This window comes from Rhodopirellula sp. P2 (assembly GCF_028768465.1).
Lineage (GTDB): Bacteria > Planctomycetota > Planctomycetia > Pirellulales > Pirellulaceae > Rhodopirellula.
Window position 1 is genome coordinate 5,454,199 of record NZ_CP118225.1, and the last position, 26,321, is coordinate 5,480,519.

General features: G+C 58.1%; 14 protein-coding genes and 1 pseudogene. 5 read left to right on the top strand and 10 right to left on the bottom strand.

Annotated features, from left to right (window positions below):
• Positions 1 to 209 precede the first annotated feature (209 nt).
• The 6 genes and pseudogenes from tnpA to PSR62_RS19320 form a co-directional block, all read right to left on the bottom strand.
• Complete coding sequence (gene tnpA, locus PSR62_RS19295; RefSeq protein WP_274404636.1) at positions 210 to 674, bottom strand: IS200/IS605 family transposase; 465 nt, start codon at positions 672 to 674, stop codon at positions 210 to 212.
• Between the two features lie 987 nt (positions 675 to 1,661).
• Positions 1,662 to 2,561 carry a ParA family protein gene (locus PSR62_RS19300; RefSeq protein ID WP_274404638.1) on the bottom strand — a complete coding sequence of 300 codons (900 nt, stop codon included), beginning with the start codon at positions 2,559 to 2,561 and terminating at the stop codon, positions 1,662 to 1,664.
• Positions 2,562 to 2,774: 213 nt separating this feature from the next.
• Positions 2,775 to 2,900 carry a hypothetical protein gene (locus tag PSR62_RS19305; RefSeq protein ID WP_274408334.1) on the bottom strand — a complete coding sequence of 42 codons (126 nt, stop codon included), beginning with the start codon at positions 2,898 to 2,900 and terminating at the stop codon, positions 2,775 to 2,777.
• Positions 2,901 to 2,980: 80 nt separating this feature from the next.
• Positions 2,981 to 3,133 (bottom strand): annotated as a pseudogene (locus tag PSR62_RS19310) (glycosyltransferase); the annotation flags it as partial.
• On the bottom strand, positions 3,130 to 4,437 hold the full coding sequence (locus PSR62_RS19315) for an LptF/LptG family permease (protein ID WP_274404639.1): 1,308 nt from the start codon (positions 4,435 to 4,437) through the stop codon (positions 3,130 to 3,132). The gene PSR62_RS19315 and the pseudogene PSR62_RS19310, both read right to left, overlap by 4 nt.
• 372 nt (positions 4,438 to 4,809) lie before the next feature.
• The gene (locus PSR62_RS19320; RefSeq protein WP_338020228.1) at positions 4,810 to 5,340 is read right to left on the bottom strand and encodes a hypothetical protein; all 531 of its coding nucleotides are present in this window, start codon (positions 5,338 to 5,340) and stop codon (positions 4,810 to 4,812) included.
• 271 nt (positions 5,341 to 5,611) lie between these two features.
• Here PSR62_RS19320 and PSR62_RS19325 point away from each other — a divergent pair, with 271 nt between their 5' ends.
• From PSR62_RS19325 to PSR62_RS19340, 4 genes are all read left to right on the top strand, one after another.
• On the top strand, positions 5,612 to 6,985 hold the full coding sequence (locus tag PSR62_RS19325; protein ID WP_274404641.1) for a hypothetical protein: 1,374 nt from the start codon (positions 5,612 to 5,614) through the stop codon (positions 6,983 to 6,985).
• Positions 6,986 to 7,263: 278 nt separating this feature from the next.
• On the top strand, positions 7,264 to 7,914 hold the full coding sequence (locus tag PSR62_RS19330; RefSeq protein ID WP_274404642.1) for a hypothetical protein: 651 nt from the start codon (positions 7,264 to 7,266) through the stop codon (positions 7,912 to 7,914).
• A gap of 613 nt (positions 7,915 to 8,527) precedes the next feature.
• A complete protein-coding gene (locus tag PSR62_RS19335; RefSeq protein ID WP_274404643.1) occupies positions 8,528 to 13,837 on the top strand; it encodes a DUF1549 domain-containing protein in 5,310 nt (1,769 codons plus the stop codon).
• A gap of 160 nt (positions 13,838 to 13,997) precedes the next feature.
• Complete coding sequence (locus tag PSR62_RS19340) at positions 13,998 to 15,494, top strand: DUF1501 domain-containing protein (protein ID WP_274404644.1); 1,497 nt, start codon at positions 13,998 to 14,000, stop codon at positions 15,492 to 15,494.
• Positions 15,495 to 15,899: 405 nt separating this feature from the next.
• Here PSR62_RS19340 and PSR62_RS19345 read toward each other — a convergent pair whose 3' ends face one another.
• The 3 genes from PSR62_RS19345 to PSR62_RS19355 form a co-directional block, all read right to left on the bottom strand.
• Complete coding sequence (locus tag PSR62_RS19345) at positions 15,900 to 17,444, bottom strand: polyamine aminopropyltransferase (protein WP_274404645.1); 1,545 nt, start codon at positions 17,442 to 17,444, stop codon at positions 15,900 to 15,902.
• Between the two features lie 11 nt (positions 17,445 to 17,455).
• Entirely contained in the window at positions 17,456 to 20,161 is a 2,706-nt protein-coding gene (acnA, locus tag PSR62_RS19350) for an aconitate hydratase AcnA (RefSeq protein ID WP_274404646.1), read from the bottom strand.
• A gap of 86 nt (positions 20,162 to 20,247) precedes the next feature.
• Positions 20,248 to 21,651: an MATE family efflux transporter gene (locus tag PSR62_RS19355; RefSeq protein WP_274404647.1), complete on the bottom strand. Its 1,404-nt coding sequence runs from the start codon at positions 21,649 to 21,651 to the stop codon at positions 20,248 to 20,250.
• A 237-nt stretch (positions 21,652 to 21,888) separates the two neighbouring features.
• Between PSR62_RS19355 and PSR62_RS19360 the strand changes: the two genes are divergently transcribed.
• Positions 21,889 to 23,313: a hypothetical protein gene (locus PSR62_RS19360; protein WP_274404648.1), complete on the top strand. Its 1,425-nt coding sequence runs from the start codon at positions 21,889 to 21,891 to the stop codon at positions 23,311 to 23,313.
• Positions 23,314 to 23,577: 264 nt separating this feature from the next.
• Here the strand turns inward: PSR62_RS19360 and PSR62_RS19365 are convergent, their stop codons facing one another.
• Positions 23,578 to 25,923 (bottom strand): AMP-binding protein, encoded by a 2,346-nt coding sequence (locus tag PSR62_RS19365; RefSeq protein ID WP_274404650.1) that lies wholly within the window; start codon positions 25,921 to 25,923, stop codon positions 23,578 to 23,580.
• Positions 25,924 to 26,321: the final 398 nt, after the last annotated feature.

The window sequence follows — 26,321 nt, forward strand, 5'->3', positions numbered from 1 at the left end:
GTCCCAGGAATCGATGACACCGGCTCTCAAAAGTCGCAAAGCGACGGCAGGCGTCGCTCGGGATGGCCAAACACCTGTCGTCGCGAGGCGACTTTGCAGGTCGATCCTTCTCGTTGCACTCGGACTTGCGTCCGAGCCTATCGCCTGCCGTCGCTTCGCGACTGGTGCTCGTATCCCTTCGCGCCGGCTGGAATCAGGACACTCGTCAGCTACGCAACGTTCTCCTGATCGAAGACGTAGCGTGGGTCGAAATCAACACCATGGTTTTTCAGCATCGCTAGATACTCGTCTTCAAAAGTTTTCTTTGCATGGTGTTCTCGTTGATTCGCAATGTAAGTTTTGACCCTTTCGGTCATGGACTGGCTGACTGAAAACGCTCCGTAGCCCCGTTGCCATTGAAACGGCTGAATTGTTTTCCCTTGCTCATTGATCCATTTGGATGAATTGGCTTTCAAGAGCTGAATGGTTTTTGAAATTGCGAATGCAGGATGAATTCGAATCAAAAAATGGACGTGGTCTTCAATGCCACCGGACTTGAGCAAAACCGCTCGATGGTCCTGGATGACCCCGCCGATGTAGGCGAACAGATCATCCCGCCAACTGTTGGCGAGGAGCGGTTTGCGGCGTTTTGTCGAAAAAACGACATGCAGAAGAATTCCGTGATGAGTGGACATACTGGGTGACTCCTGCCATGGCTTCGCAACTGACGCATCAACGCAACCGAACGCAGATGCAATCTGCGATCAACTGAATGATACTCAATCTGAATGCAACCAAACAAATCACCGGAAATCTCTTCGTCGCGAAGCAACGACAGGCACTAGCCTGGGACGTCAGTCCCAGGAATCGATGACACCGGCTCTCAAAAGTCGCAAAGCGACGGCAGGTGTCGCTTGGGATGGCCAAACACCTGTCGTCGCTCCGCGACTTTGCAGGTCGATGCTTCTCGTTGCACTCGGACTTGCGTCCGAGCCTATCGCCTGCCGTCGCTTCGCGACTGATGCTTCAAAGACTCCGAAGTCGCGAAGCAACGACAGGCACTAGCCTGGGACGTCAGTCCCAGGAATCGATGACACCGGCTCTCAAAAGTCGCAAAGCGACGGCAGGTGTCGCTTGGGATGGCCAAACACCTGTCGTCGCTCCGCGACTTTGCAGGTCGATGCTTCTTCGTTGCACTCGGACTTGTGTCCGAGCCTATCGCCTGCCGTCGCTTCGCGACTGATGCTTCAAAGACTCCGAAGTCGCGAAGCGACGGCAGGCATTAGCCTGGGACGTCAGTCCCAGGAATCGATGACACCGGCTCTCAAAAGTCGCAAAGCGACGGCAGGCGTCGCTCGGGATGGCCAAACACCTGTCGTCGCGAGGCGACTTTGCAGGTCGATGCTTCTCGTTGCACTCGGACTTGCGTCCGAGCCTATCGCCTGCCGTCGCTTTGCGACTGATGCTTCAAAGACTCCGAAGTCGCGAAGCGACAACAGGCACTAGCCTGGGACGCCAGTCCCAGGAATCGATGACACCGGCTCTCAAAAGTCGCAAAGCGACGGCAGGCGTCGCTTGGGGTGGCCAAACACCTGTCGTCGCGAGGCGACTTTGCGTTTCGCTGCGTGCCCACGTTTGCATTGGCGACATTGAAATGGGCACGAGCTGATGCGGACGTATTCTCAGAGACAGATCAGCTCTTCTTGACGATTGCTCACCGGAATGTCCAGGTTGCGAAGTCGCGAAATGATTTCGCCGCAAAGCTCTCGATAGCGAGCGGCGAACTGTCGCCCGTACTTGGCGTCGCAATTCGATTGCGGCGTGCTCAGCTCACGCGGGTCGACGGCCCTTGCCAATTGGGCCGCATTGGGAATGATCGACTCAAATGGCGTGGGCAACTTCGCATAAGGATCGGAAACCATCGCGCGGTGCAGCGGCGTTTGCTGGCGATACAGCGTCCACAGCGTCCCCAGAGTATCGACGCGAAAACGCTTGAGCCGGTCCACCAAGTTCGCGGATCCTCGGACTGACAACTGGTCCGGGATGGATGGGATCACGCAACCATCCGCGATCCGCAAAAACATTTTGACTTGCATCGCAATGCTGGGCGGACAATCCACAATCACGAAGTCATACAGTTCGTTGAGCCAGCTCTTCACTCCAGGCATTTGCTTCTTGATCTGCGTGAACAAATCTCGCTCGGTGTCGAACAAACCCGAGCGACGCTTGGAACGAAACGCATTGTTGTAAAAGTCATCGATCCGAAACGAACAAGGAATCACATCCAAGAAGTCGTGCACCGTTTCGACGTTCGATGTCTCTTGAGCGATGAACGTCCGCAGGTCGTCGACTTCAAAATCGGGATCGCACATCTCCAAGAACACGTCATGCAGTGTGCGTTTCCGTTTCTCGCACTGAAGCATTCTCTTTTCGCCCAGCAACAACTCCCCCGCCATGCTCTGGTGATCCGCATCGATCACCAAGGTCTTGTAACCTTCCTCTGCCAATGTCTCCGCGATGGCGACCGTCGAAGCGGTTTTTCCAACTCCACCTTTGAGATTGATCATCAAAAGAACAGGCATGGGCTTTCTATGGTTTGAAGGGTTCGGAGGCATCTCACAGAACACCACCCCCGAGCGGGGAACGCGTCCTCTCAAGAATTCACCACAAACTCAAGGACGCTCAAATTACGCGGTCCAAAAACCGTTGAATTTGCTTGCCCCGTCCGCAAACCTCGCCCATCTACCCCATCCGGTTTCCAACCTTCATCCCGCATCACCGCTGCGATCGCTCACTCAACCGGTGTCGACCCGCCGCAGTGCATCAGGTGACACGCCACTCGAAAACACTCGTTGAATCCACCAATCCTCGGGCAGTCGATTGTCGGCGTGCAAGAACAGCAGCATTTGCCCGGTCGCCAAATCGCTCCATTGGCAAGCTGAATGCCGCGTCCAGGAGGCGACTGGAGCACTCGCACACGAGCGTCCTGCATCGATTGAACGATCGCCACGGTTTCGTCCTGGCTGCCTCCGTCGCAGAGAATGACTTCGGCAACACCGCAGGATGAATCGCAGCAGGGACGGATGGAAGCGAGACACGATGCAATGGCGCCTGCTTCGTTCCTCGTGGGGACAACGACGCTAACCTTCGTCACACCGTCTGAACATGACGCAGTCGTGAATACGCCAGCGGCCCAATGATCAGCAAAGGAATCCAAGCGGCGATGCCAGGCGTGACCAAACTCGTGCTCCCACCCAACGTGCTGGCGATGGTTTTGAGCGCAAAGAACCCGATGATCAAACCCACCGCCGATCCGATCAACACGAACAGCTTGCGTCCTCGTCGATTGACCACCATCGGCAACACCAACAGGATCAACGCGAAATCCAATGGGGCCCGTACGATTCGTTCGTGCGTGGTTGTTCGCAATGCCTTGCTGGTATGCACCGAAGGGTTGCGAACTCGGCCGGCAAGTTCCATCACCGATGCCAAGCGTGTCGCGGTGTCTTGTGTTTGCAACATGTTCGGGTGAATGCTGGTGACGACGAAACACTCGGTCGCCTGCAACCAAGGCTGATCCGCGGGGGTCAAAATCACCAGGTCTTCGCGAGATTCCAGGCCGACCGACGGCACATCCTGCAGATCCTCGGGACGCCGAACCCCACGCAGCAAGTACCCGGTGACTTCCGGCATGCCAGTTCGCCCCGCCAGGTCAGTCCAGCTGGTTCGTTTTTCTTCTGTGTCGGACGCGGTGGAATTGAGCGACGCCAACTGCGCGGAAGCGGTCTCTGCGAGCCCACTTGCTGCCAACCCAGCCTCAGGCAATCCCTGGTTGTCTCTCCATTCCGCCATCGCTTGGGGGTCCCACCAAATCGCTTCGCGGGCCAACAAGACATCGTCAAATCCGGCGTATTCGCTGTACAAGCGGAAGTTCGGTCGCGTGATGACACGCCCAAGCGTCCGCAGTTTGTCACCTTCGATCAAAATCCCGGAGGATTGGTCGTAGGTCGGCATGACAGCCTGTTCGACGTCGCCGGACAGGTTTTTCGCCTTCATCGTCAGCGAATCGCGAAAACGTGGGATCACCCATTCTCGATTCATCAGCTGAACGGAAACGATCGCCAAAGAGGCGATCACCATCGGCCGAAGGATCCGCCCATGAGAAATCCCCGCTGACAAGGTCGCGGTCAGCTCCCCAGTTCGCCGCAGCCAGCCCGCCGTGAACAAGAACGCCATCAGGGTGATGATCGTCCCGGTCATATCGAAAAGCAGCAGCAAATACGGCCCGTAGAAGCGGCCCAGCACCAACGGCAAAGGCTCGCCAGCTTTGGATTGAGCGATCAAATCGTCCATCGCCGTGAAGGCGTGAAACACAATGAAGATGCCCGCCAACGACAAAAAACACACGCACACAGTGCGAAGGAAGAGGATCAGGACGTAGCGATCAATCTGAGTCACGATGCGGCGGACGACGACTTCAAAGGGATTAGGGAGAGATGAATACCGGACAGGGAAATTCTCCCGTCCCTGCTCACCATCGCATCCAACCCATCCACGCCTCAAGACCAATCGCTGGAGCCCTCAGGCCTTGGGTGACCCCCGAGTAGAACAATTGTCCCGAATTGTCCCGTCACCCAGCATTCAGACGTCGATCAGCTTCATCCTCAGTTCAACTCTGCCACCGGTCGCGTCACGACCGAAAACGGGCCGAACACGGACAGTCGAACAGTGGAGTCAACGGTTCGACATCGTGCACAGCTCGGTGGGGCCTCCACCGAGCAATGTTCTTTGAGGACAGCTTCAACGAGGCTGACAGAGGTGACTGACTCATCAGTCGACCAGTTGAGCACCGGGTGGCAATGGATCGGCGTGAATGATCATGTCGCCTTGTGAGTCCACGCGATTCGATTGGTAGGCACGAGGCCCGAACGAGTCGCCTTGGATCGCACCGTTGTAAGAGTCGACGGGATAGCCGCCTCCAGGAACAATCGTCTCGCCGTAACCCAGCGTGCCGCTTCCCAAGTAAGGATCGACAGCTCCTTCGTAGTAACCAGGCATTCCGACGGCATACTCACTGCCGCATCCGTCGCCCACATAGGTTTGGGGTGCGGGGCAAGTGCTGCAGGTACCAGCCGATGCATAAGGAGCGTAGGCAGGTGCCGGTGCGTAGACAGGCTGTTGCGGAATCATTGGCGGTGCGGCAACGGCCGGACCGCGATTGAACAGACCACAGGATCCGGTGTTGCAACCACCCGCGGTGGCGGCAGGCGGAGGAGCCAACGGATTGACGGCACGGCCAATGGCACCGACGCGATTGCAAAGACCACAGCTTGCGCCGCGGCCGAAGAAGAAGTTTCTCATTCCTGAGCAGCCGGTCGAGGTAACCGTGACCGTCACGAGCATCAGGAGCGTTAGAGTTCGGATTGTCATCAGAGTTTCCTTGACTGGCAAAGCAGGCGGATCGGGCAAGGTGAACCCAAAGGGAAAACCGAGCCTAAACGTTGGCCTTGGCATCAAGACCACTCAAAAGTAGGACGCTCTGAGCGTTGTGCAAACGCAACACGCTAATTTTGGGCAACAATTTGTTGATAAAACGCCACATCCCACCTTCAGAAGGGCTGTGGTAGCTTGGATGCCCCGCACGATTCATACGACCCGTTTGATTGTTCGCATGATGCAGCTCGCTCACCCACACGACCACAAGTCGCTGATGTCCACCGTCGTCATCGGCCGATCATCCGGTTTCTCGATTCGCCTCCTGGGCAGACGAGTTTCTCTCCCGGAGACGATCGCGCCGGTGCTGCTGTGCATCACCCTGTGTTCTGCGTTCGCGATCCAAGCCGAATCCATCAGCGCCGGGCAACCGCTCGCATTTGATTCGTCTGTTTTCTCTCAGCCGTTGTCGCTGTCCTCTGCCAGCGATTGGACTTCGCCCGAAACGATCGCTGCCGCAGAAGCCGCGGAACTCCATCGAGCCGAAGCGATCGAGATTCAAGCCGAGAACGAACTGGATCTGTCAAACTCACTGACATCCATTCCTTCCGCCTCTGTCCCGCGACATCATCCCAACAGGATCCCGTCGGGATCGTTCATGGTTCCGGCACCGTCCAGTCTGCAACAGGACTTGACGAGTGACCGTTATTGGTTGATCAGCACACGGCATATCACCAGCACAGCGTGCCGGGCCAACCTGCAGAACCCGAACCTGCACATCTCGCGATTGAATCGTTGCGGTCAAACCACCCCGTCCAGCCTCGACGAATACATCGCAACGTTTGACCCGAGCCGCCCCCGCGTGATTTATGTGCACGGCAACCGCCGCTCCGCTCCCCTGGCAATCCAACGTGGGCTGGATGTGGCTCGTGAACTGGAATCCAACCGCTGCGCCCACACTCCGATGGACTTTGTCATCTGGAGCTGGCAAAGCGATCGCGAAACGTTTGCCATCACCGACGCTCGGATCAAAGCGGAACGCACCGACGCCCAAGGTTTGTACCTGGCTTGGTTGCTGCATCGTCACGTCGAAGCCGCCCAGCCCACCGCGTTGATCGGATTCAGCTTCGGCGGTCGGATCGTGACCGGCAGTCTGCACGCGTTGGCCGGCGGCACCATTGGACGCCGAAGCCTGAGCGAAGAACCGGTCCAAGCTGCCAACCTGGACGTTGGGTTGCTCGCACCAGCGATCCAAAGCGATTGGCTGATGCCTCATGGCTACCACCGCCTCGCGACCCAAAACATGAATCGTCTGGTGCTGCTGTACAACCAACGCGACGCGATCCTCAAAAATTACTGGCTGCTGACGCGAATTCGAGGCACACGTGCCTTGGGTTACACCGGCCCCACACGGTTCGCGCCTCGCTACGATGGCTCACAACTGCCAGTGCGGTCGCGTGACTGTTCGCCCACGGTCGGCAAGGCTCACTCGGAAGAGGAGTACTACAAACGATCGTGTTACGCCGGCCGCGAAATGGCCAGTCTGCTGACCAGCAGTCTGCAAATCGACTGATTGGCCGTTTCAGTGAATGGGCCGTTGGTCCAATCAGCCGGCACGCGCTAGCGTCCGGTTCGCCGCGGTAACCGTGAACCATCGTTCATCGGCTGATGGTTGAACTCACCGTAAACCGAACAGTTTGACTGAACCGCTGAGTTTGCCTGTTGGTTGCGACGCGCGAAAGTGAGAGCGTGTTGTACCGGACTGATCGATCCTGACGATCCGATGGTTGTCGCGACGGATACGCGACACTTTGCCCGTTCGGTTTCGCAGGATGCAGTGCCGCCAGTCATATGAAACTCACCTCACTTCACACGTCGGTTCCCGTTTTGTTGGTTGCAATGTTGGCGAGTTGCGCCGGCGCGGAATGCCAAGCCGATTGGCCGTTCCCGCTGCTGCGTCCCGACGGAGCCCAACGGGTGGATGTGATCGGCCCCGTGGGCAGCCGGTTGCCAGAATCCTACCGACGCCAATACAACCGCCCCACCTACTTGGGCGGCAAAACTGCCGCGATCATCGCCCCGTCCAGCCAAGAAGCTCGCGCCTGGCAACGAGCGGACGCGTTGGGACTGTATGACGACAACGGCATCAAAGGTGCGGTCCATGGCAAACACTGCCCGCCCAAACGCGTGGAACAACACTACTTCTATCCCAAACCCTGGGAAGTCCTGACCGTCGGTCCGCGTCGCTCGGTCGCCGTCGAACCGAACGACGTCGATCGTTATCAGGAACCCGTGTTGATGAATGAAGTCGCGGAGGAATTGCAAAAGTCCGAAACGCTGCACCGTCCTTCGCCAGATGACTTGGAGCCGATCGAGTCAGCGATTCCCGCGCCCGTGCAAGACCCAACAACGGATGCGTTGGACCTGAACGATCAATCCTCCGCTCCCGCCGTCCGCGAGCCCGTCTTTGTGGCTCCCGTCAGTGGCCTGATTCACCGCTAAGCCGGTGGGCCAGCAACGAACGGGCAAAACCGTGTGAGCCGTTCGGGCGTTCGCCTGGACTGTTTTCATCCTGGTAGGGATGTCAGATGGTAGCCGTCGGCAAGCAATAGCGCTACCGACGGACATGCAAGTTCAGTCGAGATGTTGCCAACCAACCGCGGAGCGGTGACATTCGATAGCGTCGGGTTTCAACCCGACGTCTTGGGTGCCCGCACCTCAATTCAAAGCCGCGGAGCGGCGACAGATCGTTCCGAACTCGTTGCCAAATGCCGTCGCCCGCGACTGTTCGGACGCGATGTTGGCCAACCAACTGTGGGGGACGTTCGATTGACAGCTTGCGGAACTTCACTGTGGCATTGGCTTTCAGCCGGTGTTCAGCGCAATCACAGGCTGGAAGCCAACGCCACTTTTCCAAGCCCGACGAGAAACCGCCTGCGCAGGACGATTGGGAAGGAGGCTCATCGCATTCTTGCCTATTCTCGCATCACCTTTCCTTGACCGAGACAGCACACGCCATTATCCTGTCGCAAAGTGGGGATCACCCCCGCTCCCGCCTGCCACCCCCCACACGGCTACCGAATCGATTCATCCCCAGGATTGATTCGGATCGGCGATGATTTTTCGTCCCCATGCATTCGCTTGGAAGGAAATCGTCGTGACAGATATTTCGATGATCACGTTGTCCACTCGGTCACCGCGATCCCCATTTCCCCACCTAGCCGTTGTGGGACTTTTCTTTTTCTCTGCCCTCGGTGCCCCACCGAGTTCGGCAGAGGACGAACCCACCCCGGCCGAAGAAGTCTCTTCGGCCACGGGTTTGGGCATTGGAAACGTCAGCTATCACCGCGACGTTCTACCGGTCCTGCGAGCGAACTGCTTCGGATGCCACCAAGCCGCCAAGCAACGCGGCGAATACGTGATGACCGACTTCGACGCGTTGGTCCGCGGCGGTGAAAGCGGCGAGGCAGCGGTCGTTCCCGGTGATGCCGACGCCAGCCCGCTGGTTCTGCTAATCACGGCACACGACGGCATTGCCGAAATGCCCAAGGCCCCACGCAAACCACTGCACGAAACAGAAGTGGCGACGATCCAGCGCTGGATCCAACAAGGGGCGATCAACGACTCGCCCCAGCCCAGTGGCCCGCGAATCGATGCTGACCATCCGCCGGTCTACGCAGGGCCACCGACGTTGCCCTCGATCGACCTCTCGCCCGACGGTCAAACGCTCGCCGTCGCGGGCTACCACGAGATCTGCTTGTTGGATCCCTCAACCGGTGAGATGCAAACGCGGATGGTGGGCATGTCACCACGCATCAACACGGTTCGATTCTCGCCCGATGGAAAACGCATCGCCGCAGCAGGCGGCACGCCCGGCGAACTCGGCGAGCTACAAATTTGGAACACAGCGACCGGCGAACAGGAACTTTCGAAACAGATCACATTCGACACCATCACCGGCCTGTCTTGGTCGCCGGACGGATCGAAGATCGCAATCGGAGCCAATGACAACACCGTCCGCGCTCTCGACGCATCGTCTGGCGAACAAGTCTTGTTCCAAGGGGCCCACGAGGATTGGATTCGCGACACGGTTTTCACCAGCGATGGCAAACACCTCGTTTCCGTTGCCCGCGACATGACCTGCAAACTGACCGAAGTTGAAACCGAACGCTTCATCGACAACGTCACCTCCATCACGCCCGGGGCACTGTCCGGCGGCCTTTCCAGCGTCGCGATGCATCCGACTCGCGATGAGATCATCGTCGGAGGTGCCGATGGCGTGACCCAGGTCTACCGTGTCTTCCGACAAACCAAACGTCAGATCGGCGACGATGCGAACCTGATTCGCAACCTCCCGCGGCTCAACGGACGCATCCGGCAAGTCGTCGTGAACCCCGCTGGCACGCACTTGGCCGCCGTCGCCACGATCGACGGCCATTCCGAACTACGAGTTTGGAAGTACGACTTCACCGGTGAGTTGACTGATCTGCTGAAATCGATCCTCAGCAAACGAGTCGCCAATCGCTCCGCGAACGGGCAGAAACTTGTCGAAGAAACGATCAACGAACCCGTCACGCAGACGCTCCGCTTCGAACTGCCGGGCGCCGCCGCCTATGCCATCGAATTGACCGATGACGGAAGCGTGTTCGTCGCGGCCAACGATGGACTCATCCGCCACCTCGACCCGACCGGCAAACTGGTTCGCTCGTTCCCTGCGGTGCCGCAAAGCGATGCGACGTCCGAAGAAGCATCCCATGCTTCCGCCCCCGAGCTCAACTTCACAAGCGATGCAGCTGCTAACCAGGACGCGTCACCTGAATCGCCAGTCAACCTTTCGGAATTGGTCGGACTGTCGGTTGTCCCGGAAAGAATTTCGCTGACGTCGCCCTACGACTACGTGCAACTGATCGCGATCGCGACATTGGCCGATGGATCGACGGTTGACGTCACGCGTCAAATCACGATCCCTGAATCAGAGGATTACGTCGCATCGCCCAGTGGATTGATTCGTCCCCAACGCAACGCGACCAACGAAATCACCATCACGCTCGGGTCGCATCAACAAACACTCCCGATCGAGATCACCGGGCAAGCCGACTTCGACGTCGACTTCATTCGCGACGTCAATCCAGTGCTGTCTCGGTTGGGTTGCAACCAAGGCACCTGTCACGGAGCACAGAAGGGCAAGAACGGGTTCCGGTTGTCTTTGCGAGGCTACGATCCGATCTTCGACATCCGAGCCCTGACGGACGACTTGGCCGGACGGCGGATCAACCCGGCAGCCCCCAATGATTCCATGATGCTTCGCAAGCCGCTGGGCATCACGCCTCACGAAGGTGGCTCATTGATGAAAGAGGGCGATCCCTATCACGCGGTGCTGCATCGCTGGATCGCCGATGGAGTCAAACTTGACTTGGATACTCCCCGTGTCGCAGCCCTGGAAGTCTTTCCCCAAAACCCGGTCGTGCAGTCCACCGACGCTCGCCAACAGGTCCGGATTGTCGCGACCTATGTCAACGGCGAATCACGCGATGTGACCCAAGAAGCATTCGTCAGCTCCGGCAACACGGAAGTCGCCACCGCTGAAGCGGGCGGCATGCTCCGTGCCGTTCGTCGCGGCGAAGCTCCCGTGCTGGCTCGATTCGAAGGCGCTTACGCCGCCACCACGCTGACCGTGATGGGCGATCGTTCCGGGTACGAACAAGCCAAGGTGGACAGCTGGGGCCGCATCGACGAATTGGTCGCTCAAAAGTGGGATCGAATGAAGATCATGCCCAGTGAAGTCGCCGACGACGCCACCTTCCTCCGCCGCGTGCACTTGGACCTGACCGGGCTGCCCCCAACCAGCCAAACCGTTCGCGAGTTTTTGGCTGATGAAACGCCCAGCCAACTCAAACGACAAGCCATCATCGATCGCTTGATCGGCAACGAAGACTTCGTCGAATACTGGACCAACAAGTGGGCGGATCTGTTGCAAGTCAACCGCAAGTTCCTCGGCGTTGAAGGCACGAAACTCTATCGCGATTGGATTCGAAAAGCGGTGGAAGAAAATCGCCCCTACGATGAATTCGCCTACCAAATCCTGACGGCATCCGGTTCCAACCAAACCAACCCGGCCGCGTCGTACTACAAAGTCCTCCGGACCCCCGAGGACACGATGGAAAACACGACGCACCTGTTCCTCGGCATTCGCTTCAATTGCAACAAGTGCCACGATCACCCGTTTGAACGTTGGACCCAGGACCAGTACTTCGAACTGGCCGCCTACTTCGCGAAAGTTGATCGGAAGAAGGATCCCAAATCAGGCGACAAAAAGATTGGCGGCACAGCCGTCGAAGGGGCAACGCCCCTGTTTGAAATCATTGCCGATTCGGCTGATTCCGAAGTCCAACACGGCCGCACGGGCGAGAACGTGGTGCCGTCGTTCCCTTACGAATTGCCCGGCCAAGCTGCCAATGAACCCGACCAACAACAATCACGCACCGCTTCACCCAATCAGCAAACACTGGTCTCGCATTCCGACGATCCACCAACGCGTCGGGAAGAACTCGCCCAGTGGATGACCGATCCCAGCAACCCCTACTTCGCGCGTTCCTTTGTGAACCGAATCTGGGGATACATGACCGGCGTTGGGTTGATCGAGCCAATCGATGACATTCGAGCCGGGAACCCGCCGTCCAACCCCCAGTTGCTAGATTACCTGACGGACGAATTCATTGCCTCGAACTTCGACACCCGGCACTTGATGCGATTGATCGTCCGTTCGCGAACGTATCAGTTATCCGTCCAATCCAACGAATGGAACGCAGACGATCACCTGAACTACTCCCATGCGACGCCGCGACGCCTGCCCGCCGAAGTCATCTTCGACGCCGTGCACTCGCTGACTGGAGCAACCAGTCACATCCCCGGGATGCCAGCTGGAACGCGTGCCGCCGCCGCAACGGACTCGGGCGTATCGCTGACGGACGGCTTCCTCGCCAACCTCGGCCGACCCGTCCGCGAAACCGCTTGTGAATGCGAACGCGGCACCGACCTGCAACTCGGTCCCGTGATGGCGTTGATCAGCGGTCCCACCATTGGCACCGCCATCAGTGACCCCAAGAACGAACTCGAAAAAATCGTCGCGGAAAACTCCACCGACGAAGCCGTGACCGAGGAGATCTTCTTGCGAGCACTCGGTCGCCACCCGTCCGACAAAGAACGAGCCGCTTTCGCAACGATTCACGACCAAATCAAAAACGACCATGAAACGCTCGTCCAGCGATTGGCCGATGCCGAATCCACTTGGAAAGAACGTTTGCCCCAATTGGAATCAGCTCGCAAGGAGATGCTGGCGAAACTCGCCGATGACATCGCCGCTCGCCGTGACGCGATGGCAGATGAACGAGCGAAAATGCAGGCCGAGCGTCAAACGAAGATCGACGATGCCGCGAAGAAGTTCGCCGAACTGGAGGCCAAGTTGCCTGAACTGGTCGACGCTTTTTTGACCGAAAAGAAAGCCGGCACCGAATGGCATCCGCTGACGCCGATCTCGTTGTCCGCCACCAACCAAGCGACCTTGTCCGTCCAACCTGACCGCAGCGTTTTGGCCAGCGGAAAACAAGGTAATGGATCTTATGTCGTCGAGTTTGAGACGCATTTGACCGGCATCACCGGCTTCCGCGTCGAAGCGCTCACGGATCCGAGCCTGCCACAAAACGGCCCTGGTCGAGCGGGTAACTTTGTGGTCACCGAGATCACGGTTCGAGCCAGCTCAGATGAACCAGGCTCGGATCTCGCGGCCAGCCCCAGTGAATTGCCAGCCGTCAAGATTGCCCGAGCCTCGGCCGACTTCTTGCAAAACGGTTTTAAAATCGAAAGCGCGTTTGACGGAATCGATGGCAATCAATCAGCGTGGGCGGTCTCTGGTGCGAATGGGCATGAACACTGGGCCACGTTCCAATTCGCCAAACCAATCGAATCGGACGGCAAAACCCGCCTGAGATTTGAATTGGCTCAGAACCACAACGCCAAGGAACACCAACTCGGTCGGTTCCGAATCAGCGTGACCACAGCGAAAGGCGAGATCCCGCTGGGCCTGTCCGAAACGTTTGCCGCCGCGGAACGAACGCCCGCTGAACAACGCAGCGACGCTCTCGCGAAGGCAATCGATCAGTACGTGTCAACGATCAATCCCCAGTTGAAAGCGGCTCGTGATGCACTCAACCAAGCCAAACGGCCGCTGCCTGAAGACAGCCAAATTGTCGAACTGCAAACACGCCGCAAACGCTTTGAAGCCGAGACACCCATCGATCCGGCTTTGGTCCAACTGCGTGCGAACGTCGAACAATCCAAGACCCAACTGACGAACTCCCGTCTGACCGCGGCCGAAGACTTGGTCTGGGCTCTCGTCAATTCGCCGGCGTTCTTGTTCAACCACTGATTCACATTGGAACCATTCGGAAACAACTTCGGGATTCAAAAGTAGCAGAAGGGCGTGAGCACTCCGGTGACACACCGTGCGGCTCGCGCCGCTCCGCGACAGCCGAACTTGATTCCGAACGATTCCTTCGCCTCTCAACAACCCAGCCACGGAGTCAACCATGTTGTCTTTCAAAGGGCCTCGCGCCAAAGATCTTTGCGACCCTCACTTGGGTGAAACCCGGCGTGCTTTTTTGCGAGTCGGCAGCGCATCGCTGTTCGGATTGTCACTGCCTCAGATTCTGAAACTGCAATCGCATCAAGCCCAAGCGGCCGAAGCCAGCGGTTCGGGGGATTCCAACCACAGCGGTGGTCCAGGATGGGGAAAGGCCAAGTCGATCATCATGGTTTACTTGCAAGGCGGACCAAGCCAATTGGATTTGTGGGACCCGAAAGAGAACGTTCCCGACAACGTCAAAAGTCAATTCAAACCAATCTCGACCAAAATCCCCGGTATCAAATTCACCGAGAACCTGCCGCGTCTGTCCCAGATCAACGACAAGTTCACGATGATCCGGTCGATGTCCTACACGCCCAACGGCCTGTTCAACCACACCGCGGCGATCTACCAAATGATGACGGGCTACACGACCGACAAGGTCAGCCCGTCGGGCCAACTCGAACCGCCCTCGCCGAAGGACTTCCCGAACTTTGGCAGCAACATCGTCAAGATGAAGCCCATGGAAGAACCGATGCTTCCATTTGTGATGCTCCCGCGTCCGTTGCAAGAATCCAATGTGGTGGGCAAAGGCGGAACGGCCGGCTTCCTGGGCAAAGCCTACGATCCGTACACGCTGTATCCGCCCGGCGACGACATGGACATGGACAAGATGCAACGCATCCGGACCGACGACCTGTCGCTTCGCGATGAAGTCTTCGACGTCCGCTTGCAACGTCGTGCCAACCTGCGCCAGGCACTCAACGAACAAATGCCAGTCATCAACCAAGCGGTCGAAAAGTTTGAGCTGGACCAAAACTACGACCGAGCACTCTCACTGATCCTGTCCGGCCGAGCACGCGACGCGTTTCAATTGTCCGCCGAAGACGACGTTCTTCGCGACGCCTACGGACGCAACTCATTCGGTCAAAGTTGCCTGCTCGCTCGCCGGTTGGTCGAGGCGGGAACACGGGTTGTCGAAGTGATCTGGCCCAAAGTCGCCAACAGCGACAACCATTCCTGGGACCATCACTCGGGCCTTTCCAAACGAATGAAGGACCAGTCCGCTCCGATGCTCGACAATGGTTTGTCAACGTTGCTGGAAGACCTCGACCAACGCGGTCTGCTGGAAGAAACCCTGGTCGTCGCGGTCGGCGAATTCGGGCGTAGCCCGCAGCGAGGCGTCAGCACGTCCGGCAACAACAACTCCGACGATGGCCGCGATCACTGGCCGTATTGCTACACCGCCGTCGTTGCCGGTGCTGGCATGAAGCGAGGTTTCGTCTACGGCAAAAGCGACAAGACCGCGTCGGCTCCCGTCGACAACCCGCTGCATCCAGCCGAGCTGCTCGCCACGATCTACCACAGCTTCGGCATCGATCCAGAAACGCTGGTCTACAACCACCTCAACCAACCCCGCGAACTGGTCAAAGGCCACGCCGTCACCGCGCTGATGACCTGAACGAAAGCTGCGAGGTTCCGTCGCCGGATTCGCCAGCATTCGGACTCCGCCCAGAGCAGAACCGTTGTCCTCAACTGCTTGGAGGTCGAGCAGTTTTCTCGTGCGGCATTTTGGCGGGTTTTCACGCGGCGCACCTCTCCTGAAACGCAGTTTGGGGAGAGGTTGGCGAAGTCGAGACGCTCAGCGCGAATGGGGTGCAACTTCAACTTGAATCAACACGTCAATTCGGCTAGCAACCAGACACGACCGAGAGCGATGCCCGATGGAACAATTGGGGACAATTGTTCTACTCTCGTAGGGACCAAATTCTTGGCGAATCCGGCTACGGGAGACCGGAACCATCCGAAATTCTTGGCGAATCCGGCTACTGGAGACCGAAACCATCCGAATTCTTGGCGAATCCGGCTACTGGTTGTTGCCCCATTCCTCGTCGTACAAACGCACGAGGATTTGATCATTCAATCGGTTGGGCGGGACGTCGCGGGGCTGTTGATCAGCGGGTAAATCGAACAACCCTGCCATCGTCGAGGGAGTCAGGTATCGCAAGCCAGTGACATCGGCCGACAACTCCGGCGGCAACCGCCAGTTCGATTCCGATTCCGGATCCTGAGCAATCCTCGCGAGAGCAAAGCCCCAGATCCCAAACGTGGGCACGGGTGCATGGTACGGAGTGACATCAAACCCCGAGGCCTGCATCGTCCGCAGGATGCACCAGTACGACTTGGGCGCCACCAGCGGCGACGTGCACTGTATCGTCAACCCGGCTTCGTTGGTCATCCGCTCGCGAAGCATGTCGTAAAACCGCGAGGAATACAGTTTGCCAATCGAGTAATTGCCTGGGTCGGGAAAGTCGATCACGACCGCATCGAATTGCTCATCGCCTTCGCCCACCCACAGGAAAGCGTCTCGATGGACGACCGTGACGCGGTCCCTCTCCAGCGATCGTCCATTGAGTTCCGCCAGCGGTTCGAACTGGGTTGCCAAGCGAGTCATCGCCGGATCCAGGTCCACCAGAGTGACCGACTCAACATGGTCATAACGCAAAATTTCGCGAACGGCCAAACCATCTCCGCCACCCAGCACCAGCACGCGACGTGCATCCTTGCAAACCGACATCACCGGATGCACCAATGCTTCGTGGTAGCGATATTCATCGACACTGTTGAACTGCAGGTGCCCGTTGAGAAACAACTGGAACCCTTTGTCATTGCGAGTCACTGCAATGCGTTGAAAGGGTGACGTGTCCGCGTACACGATGCGTCCGCCCAGAGTGCTCTCTTCCGCGATGCTGGTGATCGAGTCGGCTTTAATGAACCCCACGATCAGCAATCCGATCACCAAGAACGCTCGCCCTCGAAGACCATCCAGCCCCTTCTTGGCGAGCAACGGACGCAGCAAATACGTCCCCCACAGCCCGACCAACGCGTTAAGCAATCCGAACACGATTGCGGTGCGATTCAGGCCCAGCTTCGGAACCAGAAAGATCGGGAACAACAGCGAGGCAAACAGAGCTCCGAGGTAGTCAAACGCCAGAACGCGCGAAATGAGTTCTTCGAACTCGAGATGTTCCTTCAGGATCCGCATCAATAGCGGAAGTTCCAACCCGACCAACGTCCCGATCACGATCACACTGCTGAAGAGCAACCACTGGAACCACTCGATCATCGGGAATGCAAGAAACAGCAGCGGCGTGGAGAATCCACCCAGAAGCGCGAGTGCCAACTCGACCTCGATGAACACGCGGGCGAGTTTCGAGGTCACGTACTGAGACAACCAAGCCCCAAAACCCAACGCGGAAAGGTAAACGCCAATGATCAGCGAGAACTGGGTGACGGAATCACCGAGCAAGTAACTCGCCAGCGTCCCCGCCAACAACTCGTAAATCAAACCGCACGTCGCAATGACGAGCACGTTGAGATACAGCAGATGCAGCGGGGCGCGATGGATCATTTGCTAGTCGCTCAACCGCGAAGGTTTCGCAGAACCGTCGGCAGGATCCCACCGTTTTGGTAGTACTGCAGTTCCACTGGCGTATCGATTCGAACGCGGCACTGGAATTCGGTCTTGGTTCCGTCGGCTGCCGTCGCAACCACGGTGATCAACGAACGAGGCTCCAGATCGTTGGACAAGCCATCGATGTCGAAGGTTTCTTCGCCGGTCAACCCGAGTGATTGCCATGAACCGCCTTCGGCAAATTCCAATGGCAACACGCCCATGCCGACCAAGTTGCTGCGGTGAATGCGTTCGAAGCTGGTCGTGATGACGGCTTTGACACCCAACATCATCGTGCCCTTGGCGGCCCAGTCACGGCTGCTGCCCGTTCCGTATTCTTTTCCAGCCAACACGACCAACGGCACGTTGTCGGATTGGTACTTCATCGCCGCATCGTAGATGCTCATCGTTTCGCCGGTTGGCAGGTAACGAGTCACGCCGCCTTCGGTGCCCGGAGCCAGTTGATTGCGAATGCGAATGTTGGCGAACGTTCCACGCACCATCACGCGGTCGTTCCCACGACGCGAACCGAACGAGTTGAACTCGCGAATCGGCACGCCGTTTTCTTGCAGGTAACGTCCGGCAGGCCCGTCGGTGGCGATCGCACCAGCCGGTGAAATGTGGTCGGTCGTGACCGAATCACCGAGCAATGCCAACACCTTGGCACCCTTGATCGGAGCGATGTCTGGCACGGCTTCCGCGGTGACACTGTCCAAGAACGGTGGGTGATGGATGTAAGTGCTCTTTTCGTCCCACGGGTACAACGCCCCGCCGGCGGCTTCGATCGCGTTCCACAATTCGTTGCCAGCCACGGCCGCTTCGTATTCGTTGGTGAACATCTCGGGTTGGATGCACGACGCTATGGTTTCGCGAATTTCTTCCGCCGATGGCCACACGTCCTTCAAGAACACGTCCACGCCGTTGGTGTCTTTGCCCAGTGGCTCCGTGACCAGATCGATGTCGGTGGTTCCCGCCAAAGCGTAAGCGACCACCAACGGTGGGCTGGCCAAGTAGTTGGCTTTCGTCAGCGGGTTGACCCGACCTTCGAAGTTTCGGTTGCCCGACAGAACCGCCGAAGCGATCAAGTCGCCATCTTGAATGGCCTTGGCAACGGGTTCTGGCAGTGGTCCCGAGTTGCCAATGCAGGTCGTGCAGCCATATCCAACCGTGTTGAAACCAAGCTTGTCGAGCGACTCGGACAAACCGGCTTTGTTCAAGTAGTCCGTCACGACTCGCGAACCAGGCGCGAGCGACGTCTTCACGTGTGCCGGCACGGTCAATCCGCGTTCGGCAGCCCGCTTGGCCAGCAATCCGGCACCCACCATCACCGATGGGTTGGACGTGTTCGTGCACGACGTGATCGCAGCGATGACAACCGCACCATGCGTGATGTCCGAGCTGGCACCGTTGTTGGAAACATGCCCGGTGCGTTTCAGATCCTCGGGAGCCAACCCGAATCCGGAGGCACCCACAGGAGCCGTCAACGATTCGTTGAACGCCTTCTTCATCGATGCCAATGGCACACGGTCTTGCGGACGTTTGGGGCCCGCCAAGCTGGGTTCCACCGTCGACAAATCGAGCGAAACCGTCTTGGTGTAGTTCAGTGCTGGACCATCATCCAAACGGAACAGACCTTGTTCTTTGCAGTAACGTTCGACCAGCTCGACGTTTTCTTTGCTGCGGCCGGTTTGACGCATGTAATGCAACGTCAAATCATCCACTGGGAAGAATCCCATCGTGGCACCGTACTCCGGAGCCATGTTGGCGATGGTGGCTCGGTCAGCAACGCTCATGGTGTTCATGCCGGTGCCGAAGAACTCGACAAACTTGCCAACCACGCCTTCAGCGCGGAGGATCTCGACGACTCGCAGCACCATGTCCGTCGCGGTCGCACCGGACGGCAACGCACCGGTCAGTTCGAAGCCAATGACTTCGGGCATCAACATGTAAAGCGGTTGGCCGAGCATGTTGGCTTCGGCTTCGATGCCGCCAACGCCCCAACCCAACACGCCCAAACCATTGATCATGGTCGTGTGCGAGTCAGTCCCGACCAGCGTGTCGGGCATCGCCACGGGGCCTTGCTCGTCCTTGCCCATCGCGACCACGCGGGCGAGGTATTCCAAGTTGACTTGGTGAACGATCCCAACGTTGGGTGGAACCACACCGAAGTTGTCGAACGCCTGTTGGCCCCAGCGAAGGAACTCATAGCGTTCTTTGTTGCGTTCAAATTCACGCTCGACGTTTTGAACCAACGCGCCTTCACTGCCGAAGAAGTCGACTTGCACGGAGTGGTCGATGACCAAGTCAACGGGGATCAGCGGGTTGATCTTGTTCGGATCGCCCCCGATTCGTTCCATCGCCGAACGCATTGCCGCCAAATCGACGACCGCGGGAACGCCCGTGAAGTCCTGCAAGACCACGCGGTAAGGCTTGAACGGCACCTCGTGAGGGGCCACCGCTTTGGCGTCCCAACCGGCCAGGTTCTTGACGTCGTCTTCGCTGATTTGAAAACCGTCGCAATTTCGCAGCACGGCTTCCAACAGCACGCGAATGGAAAATGGCAAGCGGTCAATCTGCCCCAAGCCTCGTTTTTGAAGCGCCTCCAAGCGATACATCGCTGCAGAGCCGGATCCGGTTTCAAACTGTTCGCGTGCGCCGAAAATATCCGCAGTCACTGCCTGGGTTCCTGTTGTCGAATTGTCGAGAAATGCCGAGTGGCCAACAGTTTAGCAATGCGTCTGCCAAAACCGTAGTGGTGGGATCAAACCATCCGCATCCGTTGCCATTTGCCTTGCAAAAAGCGTCCGGCCATGACGATTGCGAGGGTGCAGATCCAACCGGTGATCACCCACCACCACCAATCCAGCGCCAACAGTGCCCCAGCTTGCCCATCCGGGTCCTGGAACCGAACCGCGACAGGTTGCCACACTGTTCCCACGACCACTGCCACGAACGACAGAGCCAGTCCCGCCAACAACACGAACCACGTGTCACCCGCTCCACGGAGAGCGCCCGCCAAGATCAACTGCGTCGCGTCCATGATCACGTAAATCGCAACGAACCCCAGCAACTTTTCCGCGATCTCGAACGCGACTTCGCTGTCCACACCCGTCGGCGACAACGAATACAGGGCGATCAAACCACCGGGAGCGAAGACATAAGCGACTGCCCATACCGCCGAATATGCCCAACCAACCCCCAGAGCCGCGATCACGCAACGAATCGCCGGCCCAGGTCCCGTTCGAATCAAATGCTGGCCAACCAACACCGAGGCCGCAATCGACATCCCCACCAAGGGAACGAACGCAATCATGTTGAAATTGATCGCCATCGTCGTGGCTTGCAGTGGCACGTCCCCGAGTCGCCCAATTTGCAACACAATGACGGTGAAGCCACCCGCCTCGGTGACATACATCAATCCAGCCGGCAAACCGAAGTAAATCAGTCGCTTCATCATACGACGATTCAGACGAATCCCACGCAACAGGCCGTATCGTTCGCGTTCCCTGGGTTTCAACAGCAGCGCCGCGTAACAAACGCCTTTGAACCAAAACGACAGCGTGCTGGCGATCGCCGCTCCCACGATGCCCAGTTCCAAGAAACGCAAACCGGTTTCCGGATCCGGCGAACCGACACCAAAGATCAAGAACACGTCGAGCACCAAGTTCAACACGCCCGACGCCAGCGACACGACCATGATCGTGCGAGTCCGGTGCGTGCCGCTGTAGAAACCTGAGAGCGCTGTCTGCAGCACTTCGCCCGCCCCACCCCACATCAGAATGCGAAAGTAAGCCGCTTGCATCGGAATCAAGTGCTCAGGTTGGTCCGTCAGTCGAAACAGAGACTCGCCGAGACTTCCCACCACCAGGAAAAACGGCAACGTCGCGAGCGCGAACCAAGTCGCCTGCCACAGCAGTTGTCCCACTCGCTTGGGTTGATCCGCTCCGATGTACTGGCTGATGATCGCGCTGGTCATCGACGCGATGCCAACAAACACGCAGGTGAAAACCCAAAACAAGTTCCCAGCCGCCATCGCCGCTCCCATCTGAGACGGTTCATGCCACAACAGCAGTGTCCGGTCAACGAACAGAACCAGCGAAAACATGCCGGTGCTGACCATCAGCGGAACCGCAACGCGGAGAACTTCCTTGAGGGCGGGAATCATGCGGGGGACGATTGAGTGGGAGTTGATTTTCGTCAGGGAGCGGCGTCAGAGTAGAACCGTTGGCTCCAACGGTCCCGCGGAATGTAGCCGGATTCGCCAAGAATTCGGAAGAGGCGGCACCGCGAGTCGTTCCCATTCGCAGGCCAGTCCAAATCCAAGCGAATCAGACCTTGCTTGCTTGGGGTGAGGTGATGCGGGCTCATCGCATTCATCCGCCGGCAGGTTAAGCTGGTCGGCATGAAACACTTCGCTTTGATATCGCTGGTCGCGTTCATCATCCTGATGGGGACATGTTGGGCAACCAATCGGTTCGCACCCCATTTGGTACCCGATTCACCGAGCTACACCGAGTACTCGTTTGAATCCGCCGAAGCGATTGCCACTCAGATCCGAACACCGGGCTACCCGGCCCTCGTTCGATTCGCGAAAGCACTGGCAAATTCCAATGCGAATCAGCTGTTGGTAATTCTTCACATTGCTTTGCAAGCCATCGCGGTCGGCTGGCTGGCCGTCGAGTTATCGGCTTGGAAATTCTCCCGCCCCACCATTGTCGTCGGGTGCAGTGCTTTTGCGATCGGCTGCACGTTCTGGGATCACGTCAACACGATCGCGACGGACGCTCCCGCGATGTCGCTGGCCGCGATGATCGGTATCGGCCTGCTGCGAATCTGGCGAACTGACCTGACACTGCGTGCGGGGTTGTTCTTGGGTGTCCTCACCACCCTGGTGATTATGCTTCGCCCTGCGTATCTGTTTCTGATCCCGTGGTTGATGCTCAGCGTTTTTGTGCGTCCGAGCGTCACCTTTTCGCGTCGTTGGACGCAAGCGATCGCTGCCGGCGCGTTGCCTGTGACTGCACTGCTGGTGTGGTGCACCTTCCGCATGATCGCGGTGGATGACTTTGGGGTCCTGCCCTTTGGCCATCAAAACATGGCCGCCGTCACGACTCAGTTGCTCGACGCGGACGAACTCGAGGCATTGCCCGGCGAATTGGGCGAACTCGGTTCGGAAATTGCCAATCGACGAATCGAAATGGCGACCGGTGATCGAGCCACCTCCGATGGATTGGACCTCCGTCCAATCGCCGATGCGGGCCCGCGAGCAGACTCGTACACGACCATTGAAAATCGCTGGGACGCGATGACCTACATGATCGTGATCCCCGCAGCAGAAGACGTCGCGAACCGAACCTCAACAACAATCGCCCCGTCACCCGGACTGCAACGAGTCCGCCAGCACCAACTGCTTGCGGAACTCGACCGCACGATCGTTCAAAACTACTCGCTTCGGTATCTGCGCTGGATCGCGCTCGCCATCCGTCGCGGTGTCTGGGGATCCGTGGCCGACATGCTGATGCACCCGATCTACTTCGTCATCACGATGGGATTGGCCGTCGCCGCCTGTGTTGCTTCGATCCGGTTCTTTCATTCGCCCGCACAATCCAGCACGGACGAACAGCATCGCAACAACGATTCTGTTCACGCTGGCTTGGCCGCGCTGACCTGGCTGGCACTCAGCTACTGGCTGATCAAGATCGGATTCGTGTCCCTGACCAGCCCACCGATCGGACGCTTTTCGGACGCCGCGGCGGTTTGGTTGCCCGTCTGGATCGCGGCGATGCTTTGCAGCCGAGCGTTTCCGCGAGCACAAACCACCCCGTAGACAGGTCCCACTTGGCGAGGCGAAATGGGTGGACAGACTGAACTGGCAGACCGCTCCAAAACAATCGCGTCACGAGTCTCAACGAAAGACACCCTGCACGCAGACATTTGGGGACGAATGTTCTACTCTGCCAACGTAGGCCAGGTTCCACCTGGCGGGGTGAAATGCCAGTCAGCACCAGCCTTGCGAACGACGCGTTTCGCTTGGTCCCAAGGAATCGTCGTAATCGCCAGCTGAGACCTGACCCACAGCGGAATCCGCGTCCTACGAATCCTTTTCGATTTCGCTCAGCAACGCTTCCAATTCTTCAGGCGACAAATCCGACGCTTCGATGTCCGATTGAATGTCGCTGGCCGTGTTACTGCTAGCATCCGCGCCAGAATCATGCTCGGGACCACCCGCCAAAGTCTCTGCCAGGTACGCGGCCAAGCGAGCCGAAGTGGGGTAATTGAACGCCAGCACAGGAGTCAACTCGATCCCCAACCAATCTTCTAGTTCGCTGCTCAGCTCCACAGCCGTCAGCGAATCCATGCCGGTTTCTGCAAACGGCGTTTCCGGCGTCAACGAAGCGTTGCGAACTGGGCGTTCCCCGTCCTCGTGAATTTGTTCACCACTGTGGGCGGACAACCAGGCCAACAACCAAGCCGTGATCTGTTCGGTCGCTTCCGGAATCTCTTCGCGAGTCACCCGGGTCGGCAACTCGGGCAAGGCCACGGATTCGGAATCGTCGATGAATCGGTTGCGAGACCATTGATAGCGAGCCGCCAGTTCGCCGGCTTCAATCATTGCTCGACACTGCTGCCGCTGGACCTTTCCGCTGGTCGTCAACGGAATTCCACCGGGACGTGTGATCAAAACTTGGCGAGCATCGACTTCGTGATCGTCGATGATCGCTCGCCGAATGTGACGCACAATGTCCGGTAAATCGTCGGACTCAACATGTCGCGAAACTTCCGCGGCGATGGTCAGGGCATCCCCCGTTCGTCCCGTTGTGGCTACGGCGGCACACTGCAAAACGTTGGCTTGCAACAAACCTTTGACCGTGGCTTCGATGTCTTGCGGGAACAAGTTTCGGCCACGCAAGATCACCAGGTCTTTGCGGCGGCCGGACACGTAGACTTCTCCATCGTGAACGAACCCAAGGTCACCTGTTCGCAAAAACGTTTCTGCTGGATCCCCGTCGGCGAGCGTCGCACCAAAGACTTCAGCGGTGACCTCTTCGCGTTTCCAGTAACCCGATGCGACGGAGGGCCCGGCCAGCCAAATTTCACCGATCTCGCCGTCCGGTTGCACGCGGCGAGAGTCCGGCTCAACCACCAACACCGTCATCATGTGAGCCGAACGACCGGAACTGACCAGTCGCCGCACCGCACCATCGCCAGAGACGCTGGCTTGCGGAACCTCTTGCACGGCTTCACCAAGCGATGATTGACGCACGATGATCCCGCGGCCATGCGCGAGCTCGTCTTTGTCGACATCTAATAAACGAGGCGCGTGCCCTGAGCGGCAACTTGCCGCCATCAAGGTTGCTTCGGCCAACCCGTAACACGGACAGAACGTTTCGCCACGAAAACCAGCGTTGAAAAATCGATCCGTGAATTGCTGCAACGTGTCGGCGTTGATCGGTTCCGCACCGCAGAACGCCAACTCCCAACCGCTCAAATCAAGTGAATCCGCTTGAGCGGCATCAATCCGGTCAACGCACAACTGGTAAGCAAAGTTGGGAGCGCCACTGATGGTGGCTTTGTAGTCCGAGATCGCGCGCAACCAACGCATCGGCCGAGCCAAGAACGAACGAGGCGACATCAAAATGGCGTGCCCGCCGACATACAACGGTTCCAAAATGCCGCCAATCAACCCCATGTCATGGAACGGAGGCAACCAGAACAAACCACGTTCGTAATCGTCGCTGTCGTCGCCGGACCATTCGATCCCGAACGCCTGACGAATCGATTCCAAATTGCTCAGCAAATTGGCATGCGAAACCATCACGCCTTTAGGATCACTGGTCGAACCGCTGGTGTATTGCAGCAGCGCCAAATCGGTCGATTCAATCTCGCCGAGCGGCAATTCGTTGTCGAGTGATTCGGGCGTGGCCAAGTCCTCTTGGATCGATGCATCCGTTGCGACCATCGCCAAGGCAGCCGTTTCGGTTGACACTCGATTCGGATCAATTCCAGCGATCGTTTCTTGATCGCTGATCAAGACAGAGGGCCGACAATCCGCGACGGAGGTATCCAGCCGAGGCATCGCGCGACCAGGTTTGGGATAGCTGGTCGGGACCGGGATCAAACGAGCCATCTCGCAGGCCATGAACCCGATCATGAATTCCAGTCCCGGCGGGAACAACAACATCGCTCGCTCGCCTGGAACCGCACCCGTTTCTCTCACCAAACGCAACGCCACGGCACGGACTCGGCGGTGCAGCTCCGCATAAGTCAGCGTCTGCTCCGCTTCCGCCCCATCCATCGAATCATCGGGCAAAAACGTCAGTGCCGGACGATCGGGATGCCGCGCGGCACGATCGACGAGCAAATGAGCGAGCGATTTCCATCGCGCCTCATGGGGCTCGTGCGTCGTGGAATCAGCAATTTCTGATCTGCGTAACATACGGTCTCGGGCGGATGGCCGTTCAGGTGGGCACTTCGAAGTTTCTGGTCTCGCCGGGGCAGGATAGTGACTCTGGGGTGTCTTTCGTCCTAGCATATAACTCTGCTAGGTGGATGGAAAGCGTGATGGCGTTTCTTTGACGACACGCCCAAATTCGTGGGGGGGGCCTCCGTGCGTGCCGCACAATCGTCAGGAAAGGCGACCGTTCAAAACTTCTCAAGGTCCCCTATCGTTACAGGTTGCCAAGCGAGATCGAACCCCCCTCCCACGGTTGACGGGAAAAGGAATCGCGATTGACGCGACTCAGTTGTCTCGATTGCCAGCAAATCGCCGCAGCAAACAGCGGGGCGAGACGAAAACAGACGCCTCCAACAAACCTCCTCCGCAAATGGTTCCCA

Excerpts from the sequence above, each read along its gene's own strand:
- PSR62_RS19365 (WP_274404650.1), bottom strand. The coding sequence starts at position 25,923 with ATGTTACGCAGATCAGAAATTGCTGATTCCACGACGCACGAGCCCCAT.
- PSR62_RS19340 (WP_274404644.1), top strand. The coding sequence starts at position 13,998 with ATGTTGTCTTTCAAAGGGCCTCGCGCCAAAGATCTTTGCGACCCTCAC.
- PSR62_RS19300 (WP_274404638.1), bottom strand. The coding sequence starts at position 2,561 with ATGCCTGTTCTTTTGATGATCAATCTCAAAGGTGGAGTTGGAAAAACC.
- tnpA (WP_274404636.1), bottom strand. The coding sequence starts at position 674 with ATGTCCACTCATCACGGAATTCTTCTGCATGTCGTTTTTTCGACAAAA.
- PSR62_RS19355 (WP_274404647.1), bottom strand. The coding sequence starts at position 21,651 with ATGATTCCCGCCCTCAAGGAAGTTCTCCGCGTTGCGGTTCCGCTGATG.
- PSR62_RS19325 (WP_274404641.1), top strand. The coding sequence starts at position 5,612 with ATGCCCCGCACGATTCATACGACCCGTTTGATTGTTCGCATGATGCAG.
- PSR62_RS19335 (WP_274404643.1), top strand. The coding sequence starts at position 8,528 with ATGATTTTTCGTCCCCATGCATTCGCTTGGAAGGAAATCGTCGTGACA.
- PSR62_RS19330 (WP_274404642.1), top strand. The coding sequence starts at position 7,264 with ATGAAACTCACCTCACTTCACACGTCGGTTCCCGTTTTGTTGGTTGCA.
- PSR62_RS19360 (WP_274404648.1), top strand. The coding sequence starts at position 21,889 with ATGAAACACTTCGCTTTGATATCGCTGGTCGCGTTCATCATCCTGATG.
- PSR62_RS19320 (WP_338020228.1), bottom strand. The coding sequence starts at position 5,340 with ATGAGAAACTTCTTCTTCGGCCGCGGCGCAAGCTGTGGTCTTTGCAAT.
- PSR62_RS19345 (WP_274404645.1), bottom strand. The coding sequence starts at position 17,444 with ATGATCCATCGCGCCCCGCTGCATCTGCTGTATCTCAACGTGCTCGTC.